General features: G+C 36.9%; 8 protein-coding genes. 7 read left to right on the forward strand and 1 reads right to left on the reverse strand.

Annotated features, from left to right (window positions below):
• From AC220I_RS15890 to AC220I_RS15920, 7 genes are all read left to right on the forward strand, one after another.
• Positions 1 to 934 (forward strand): ABC transporter substrate-binding protein (locus AC220I_RS15890; protein WP_486724841.1); only part of this gene is annotated, 934 nt, incomplete at its 5' end.
• Positions 909 to 1,676 carry an ABC transporter permease gene (locus AC220I_RS15895; RefSeq protein ID WP_486724842.1) on the forward strand — a complete coding sequence of 256 codons (768 nt, stop codon included), beginning with the start codon at positions 909 to 911 and terminating at the stop codon, positions 1,674 to 1,676. The genes AC220I_RS15890 and AC220I_RS15895, both read left to right, overlap by 26 nt.
• Positions 1,660 to 2,043, forward strand: a complete 384-nt coding sequence (locus tag AC220I_RS15900; RefSeq protein WP_486724843.1) for a hypothetical protein — start codon at positions 1,660 to 1,662, stop codon at positions 2,041 to 2,043. Before AC220I_RS15895 ends, AC220I_RS15900 begins: the two co-directional genes overlap by 17 nt.
• 169 nt (positions 2,044 to 2,212) lie before the next feature.
• The gene (locus AC220I_RS15905; protein WP_486724844.1) at positions 2,213 to 3,352 is read left to right on the forward strand and encodes an acyl-CoA dehydrogenase; all 1,140 of its coding nucleotides are present in this window, start codon (positions 2,213 to 2,215) and stop codon (positions 3,350 to 3,352) included.
• 22 nt (positions 3,353 to 3,374) lie between these two features.
• On the forward strand, positions 3,375 to 4,157 hold the full coding sequence (locus AC220I_RS15910) for an electron transfer flavoprotein subunit beta/FixA family protein (protein WP_486724845.1): 783 nt from the start codon (positions 3,375 to 3,377) through the stop codon (positions 4,155 to 4,157).
• A 10-nt stretch (positions 4,158 to 4,167) separates the two neighbouring features.
• Complete coding sequence (locus AC220I_RS15915; RefSeq protein ID WP_486724846.1) at positions 4,168 to 5,187, forward strand: electron transfer flavoprotein subunit alpha/FixB family protein; 1,020 nt, start codon at positions 4,168 to 4,170, stop codon at positions 5,185 to 5,187.
• A gap of 300 nt (positions 5,188 to 5,487) precedes the next feature.
• Complete coding sequence (locus AC220I_RS15920; RefSeq protein WP_486724847.1) at positions 5,488 to 5,718, forward strand: hypothetical protein; 231 nt, start codon at positions 5,488 to 5,490, stop codon at positions 5,716 to 5,718.
• A 176-nt stretch (positions 5,719 to 5,894) separates the two neighbouring features.
• Here AC220I_RS15920 and AC220I_RS15925 read toward each other — a convergent pair whose 3' ends face one another.
• Positions 5,895 to 6,356, reverse strand: a complete 462-nt coding sequence (locus AC220I_RS15925) for a hypothetical protein (protein WP_486724848.1) — start codon at positions 6,354 to 6,356, stop codon at positions 5,895 to 5,897.
• Between the last annotated feature and the right edge of the window lie 424 nt (positions 6,357 to 6,780).

Below are 6,780 nucleotides of genomic sequence, written 5' to 3' on the forward strand. Positions count from 1 at the left end.
AACAGAACCAACAGAAACAGAACCAACAGAAACGGATTTGGAACCGCTACACTTAAGAGCCATTACACCTGAAGGTGCAACAACAATTGCGATGTTAAAGATGATTTATGAGCAGCCATCCTTAAAGGACAATGTAACTGTGGAATATGAATCACTGACAGCTACTGACTTATTGGCTACTGAAATTATGGGTGAAAAGACGGATTTCGCAATTGTACCGACAAACCTTGCCATTAAGCTCTACAACAAAGGCGTGCCTTACAAGTTTGCAAGTATCAACACTCACGGAAACCTTTATATGATCACATCACTCGATATCAAAAATTGGGATGATTTGAGAGGCAAAGACGTATATATGATTGGTCAAGGCTTAATCCCAGATTTGATCTTTAGATATTTAGCAGAATCGAATGGCCTTGATCCTGATAAAGATATGAATATGGTCTACCTTGCGGGCACAACTGAAGTGGCACCGACCTTCTTAGCTGGAAAATCAGCGGTTACGATTATGCCTGAGCCATTACTCTCAGTGGTGAGTACCAAAGATGTTCCTTACACTGTACTCTTTGATTTTCAAAAGGAGTTTGAAAAGGTAAGTGGCATTGAAGGTGGTTTCCCTCAAGCTGGATTGATGGTTAAAAACACAGTGGCTGAGGCCTATCCAGAAGTGGTAGATGCTTTTATTTCTAAGCTTGAAGAGTCTTGTATTTGGGTAAATGAATATCCAATGGAAGCGGGAGCTTACGCTGAAGAGCTTGAACTTGGAACACCAACGCCAATTATTGTGAAATCAATGGATGGATTAAATATTTGGCATGAAGATGCCTATGATCATAGAGATAGTTTAGAGGTCCTTTTTGATATTTTATTAAAAGCATCTCCAGAGTCGATAGGGGGCAAATTGCCGGATGAAGGATTCTACTACAAAAAATAGAGAACTCTATTTTACAATTGCATCTTCTATTTTCTTGATTGTGATCTGGTGGTTAGGGTCAATGATCATTGGAAAAGCCTATATATTGCCGTCGCCTTGGGAATCTCTAAAGGCGCTTATGACAATAGTGACGGACAGGGCTTTCTTTGTTATTATCATAAAATCCTTATTAAGGGTTCTTGTCTGCGTCAGTTTAAGCGTCCTTGTGGGCTTATTACTTGGCATTGTTGCGGGTCAGTTAAAGTTTGTTGAATATTTATTAAAACCCGTATTACTCATTACCAGAACTCTACCAACCATTGTTATTATTGTTTACGTCATCTTGTGGATGCCAAGTGTCTTTTCACCAATATTTGTTACATTTCTAGTGACCTTTCCCATAGTCTATGCAAATGTACTTCAAGGCTATCATCAGACCGATTATAAGCTCATCGAAATGGCACAGATATATGGCATCGATTATAAAAAAGTGGTGCGTAACATTTATATACCATCTATTTGGCCATATTTGACAAGTAGTATCATTGCAATAACGTCACTGGGATTAAAGGTTGTAATTGCTTCAGAAGTTTTAAGCCAGACGCCTAACTCTATTGGACGAAGTTTTCAAATGGCTAAAATCAATATTCAAACAGAGACGGTTTTTGCATGGGCAATTATTACGATTGTTTTGGCAACCCTTCTGGATTTTATGATGAAGGCACTCTTCAAAAGGGGGGCAACATATGGAAAAACTCTATAAATGGGTAATGATTAGGTCTGTGGAAGCCTATCAGGATGAAAGATACTTTATTGATCAAGAGCTGAGATTAAACCACTATGGCATTCGTACCAGAGTAAAAATAGGTACAAACAATGCCCTTGAACTTTGGGTGCCCGATAAGGATGCTGAAGTTGCTGAAGCTGTAATCACCAAGGAAGTTAAAGAAATTATCGATGAGAGACCTGATTTTTATCATGTTTTTGATGAACAACTTAAGTTTAAGAACAAGAAGTTATATGAAAACAAATATGCTATAAAACTTCATTTTTTATCCGCAAAACGATATTCATGGATAGGTATACTTGTTTTGATTCTGCTTCTGCTCTTTAAATTCATAAAGTTTTGATTGAAAGCATGTAAAATCAACACTTAAAAGATCGTTTACAGAAATGCTCAAAAAAAATTAATATTTTAACAATATATTCCCTGTCATTTTTTTAGTAGTAGTGCTAAAATAATAACAGGGATTTTATTTTGCATTAAAAGTTAAAAAATTAACAATTGGAGGGAGAAAAATGACATTTAACATGACAAATGAAGATCTAATGATGCGCGATTTGTTCAGAAAGTTTACAGAGAACGAAGTTGCACCAATCGCTGCAGAGATCGACGAGAACGAAGAGTTCCCAGTAGAGACTGTTAAAAAAATGGCAGCTCTAGGGATGATGGGTATCCCATTCCCACGTGAATATGGTGGTGCAGGTGGAAACTATTTTCAGTACATCAACCTTGTGGAAGAATTGGGTGTCGCATGTGGCACTACATCAGTTGTTTTATCAGCGCATACTTCATTATGTGCTGCACCGATTTACGAGTTTGGAACAGAGGAACAGAAAGAGAAATACCTCGTGCCACTTGCAAAAGGTGAAAAAATTGGAGCCTTCGGCTTAACAGAACCAAATGCTGGTACAGACGCGTCAGGTCAACAGACTACTGCGATCTTAGAAGGTGACCACTACATTTTAAATGGTAGTAAAATTTTCATAACAAATGCAGGATATGCAGATGTTTACATTGTAATAGCAATGACTGACAAATCTAAAGGTCTCAAAGGGATAACAGCATTCATCGTTGAATCCGGATTTGAAGGCTTTAGCGTTGGTAAAAAAGAGAAAAAAATGGGCATCAGGGGTTCAAGTACTTGTGAGCTTATTTTTGAAGATTGTAAAGTACCGGTTGAAAATATGCTCGGTGGCGTGGGTAAAGGCTTTAAAGTTGCGATGATGACACTTGATGGTGGTCGTATCGGTATCGCAGCTCAAGCACTTGGTATCGCACAAGGTGCATATAACGAGACTGTTAAATATGTAAAAGAAAGAAAACAATTTGGAAGATCAATAGCTCAATTCCAAAACACTCAATTTGAAATCGCGAATATGAAAACTAAGATTGAAGCAGCAAGATTGTTAGTTTATTTGGCTGCGGACAAGAAAAGTAAAAAGTTACCTTATTCTCAAGAAGCAGCTATGGCGAAACTCTTTGCGTCAGAAGTGGCTATGGAGGTAACAACAAAAGCGGTTCAGCTTCACGGTGGCTATGGCTACACAAGAGAATACCCAGTTGAAAGAATGATGAGAGATGCAAAAATCACTGAAATCTACGAGGGTACTAGTGAAGTTCAAAGAATGGTTATTGCTGCGGCAGAGCTTAAGTAATTGAATGTTTGGAGGCGAAAAAATGAAAATTGTTGTATGTATCAAACAAGTTCCTGATACGAACGAAGTTAAATTAGATCCTAAGACGGGTACGCTTATTAGAGATGGCGTTCCAAGTATCATAAATCCTGATGATAAGGCAGGACTTGAGGCAGCACTTAGATTAAAAGATGAGTTTGGTGCTCATGTTACAGTTATTACAATGGGTCCACCTCAAGCTAAAAATGCTTTACAAGAGGCATATGCAATGGGTGCTGACCGAGTTATTTTATTAACAGATAGAGTTTTCGCTGGTGCAGATACTTTAGCAACATCTACAACACTAGCAGCAGCGCTCAAAAACATAGAGTTTGATTTAGTAATCACAGGTCGTCAAGCAATTGATGGCGATACTGCTCAAGTTGGACCACAAATCGCAGAGCATTTAAAATTACCACAGATTTCTTATGTTTCAAATTTTGAACATAAGGGTGATCATGCGGTGGTTAAGAGAAGCTTTGAAGATGGCTTCCAAATGATTAAAGTAAACTATCCATGCTTAATCACAACATTATCTGAAATGAACGATGCACGTTACATGAGTATTAAGGGTATTATTGACGCGCATAGAAGCTTAGAGGTAGAAACCTGGACTTTCGAGAATATTGAAGCAGATCCATCAAAGATGGGTCTTAAAGGTTCGCCTACAAAAGTTAAAAAGTCGTTTACCAAAGGTGTTAAATCAGCTGGTAAAGTGGTTGAAGGAACACCTAAGGAGCTTGCAACTGCAATCGTTGACAAGTTAAAGGAAAAGTTTGTGATTTAGGAGGGATACTATGAATTTAAATGATTACAGAGGTGTTCTCGTATTCGTAGAACAACGCTCTAATGAAATACAAAATGTTTCACTTGAATTGTTGGGTAAGGGTAGAAAGATTGCCGATGAACTCGGGGTTTCATTGGTTGCTGTCTTACCTGGATTCCAAGTGGAAAAGCACGGGAAACTCTTAGTGGAATACGGTGCGGACAAAGTCCTTTTGGTTGATGATAAAGCACTCGAAATTTTCACAACTGAACCTTATACTCAGGCACTTGTCGATGTCATTAAGGCAGAAAAGCCTGAGGTTGTACTCTTTGGTGCAACATCAATTGGTAGAGATTTAGCACCTAGGGTTTCAGCTAGACTTGAAACAGGCCTTACAGCAGATTGTACATCACTCGAAATTGATGAAGATCGTATGCTTTTAATGACAAGACCTGCATTTGGTGGTAATATCATGGCAACTATTGTATCGCCTGATCATAGACCTCAGATGTCAACTGTTAGACCTGGCGTTATGACAAAGCTTGAAAGAGATGCTTCTAGAAAAGGTGACATAGTAAAATATGACATCAAGCTTGAAAAAAATGCTCAATATGTTGAAGTTATATCTTTTGAAAAAGAAACGGAAGCAAAACTTGATATTCAAGAATCTACAGTGCTTATCTCAGGCGGTAGAGGTGTTGGTTCTAAAGAGAACTTCTCACTTCTCTATGATTTAGCAGATGAACTCAGTGGTTTGGTTTCAGCTTCAAGAGCGGCAGTAGATAGCGGCTGGATGGATCACGACCGTCAAGTTGGTCAAACAGGTAAAACAGTAAGACCAAACTTGTATTTGGCTTGTGGTATTTCAGGCGCAATTCAGCACGTTGCAGGTATGGAAGAAGCAGAACTCATCATCGCAATCAATAAGGATAAAGGCGCGCCTATTTTTGATGTGTCAGATCTTGGCATCGTTGGTGATGTTCACAAGGTATTGCCATTCGTTATTGAAGAAATTAAGAAAATCAATGCATCAAAGAAAATTGAAGATTAACTTTTAGCACAAATTACAATTTTAAGAGCGATTAAAGACCATAGTAGTCTTTAGTCGCTTTTTTTGGAATAAAACAAATGTCGACATCAATAAACATGAGTAGAAATGAGTGACGAGGCGTATTTAGTCTCTGATAGTGTCAACGAAAAAGCTTTTAATGTGGAAAGACAGCTACAATATTGTTATTAACGTGAATTTAATGAAAAAAAGCTGGATTTTTTACAAAAAGAGTCGATAATATAGTTATAGAATAAATAATAAAACAGTGTTTGTTGTTAGGATTTTCAAGGGGGCGCTATTATGTCAAATGAAGAGATAAAAGTATTGGAGATAGACACGGAAACGCAACTAGAACTCTGTAATAAGATCATACATGCTGCTGAAATCATATATGACATTTATGGTGAAATTGTAATGTCCAACGTGATTGAAGAAGTCTTGGAATCTGAGCATTCAAAGTACTCTCTTGAAGATGTTCAGAACTACTATATAAAACTAATTAATCATAAAATAATTGACTTGGTCTCATAGAATCCTAAATAAAATGACTTGTGTTATACACGTGTAAAAAGCGCTCAACAATAACTACAAATTAAGCTGATAAATCAGTTTGAGTAATTGTTGAACGCTTTTTTATGATTGTGGGAGTTCTTTTAAAAAAGAATATATTTTTCTAGTTAATGAATGCTCTCACACTAAACATTAAATTATCTTCTGTCTTGAGAGGTCAATGCACCTGAATTGATAATCTTAAAGAGTACAAATATGATCGTTGCAGGAATAATGAGTAAAAAGACAATACCTATGATTAAACCGACTAAACCAAAAGCTAGACCAATCACAGCGCCGATAATGCCTATAATGACACCTATGATGCCAAAGACTACACTTAAAATTGAACCGATAACACCGCCGATACCACCAGCTATGCCACCAACAGCGCCACCAATGCCACCAAAGACGGCACCAAATATACCACCAATAAAACCAAAAATGCCACCTATAATACCGAATAAAATTTTAAATGGCCAAGCAATGATTGCACCAATTGGAATAAAGTAAGCGATTAAACCTGCGATGAGTACATATGGAATCAGTTTTTCCATTTCATAGCCTTTATCATGAAGTAGTTTACCAACAAGAGCCATCGTAATTAACGAAAATAACATTTAGAGCACCTCCTTAGATATCTTATTAATTGTATTTTACCCTTAAGAGATATAAAATCAATTAAGCCATGATTAGAATCCGGTAAGAATTACATCAAAACAATTTCAATATAACTAATTTGAGGTCCTGCGTTGTGAATGCAAGGTAGTGGCTCTAGAAAAGTGTTGAGAAAGAACGGACATAATGTTAAAATATTGAAGAAGCTTCTTGAAATATTCAAGACATCCGAAAAGTATCAAGTGTTAATGATCTTTGCAAAAACCTGCATTATTGAAGGCGGAATTTAGGTATAATACAAGGTGAGCGAATGCATAAGGTGAGTATTCAATACAAAGTAACGGCTCTGTTAATTTTTATTATTGTCATTTCAAATATGTTTCTTGGTTTTTTAAATTACAACAATTTGAAAGAAATTACATCTGA

This window comes from Fusibacter sp. (assembly GCF_057447755.1).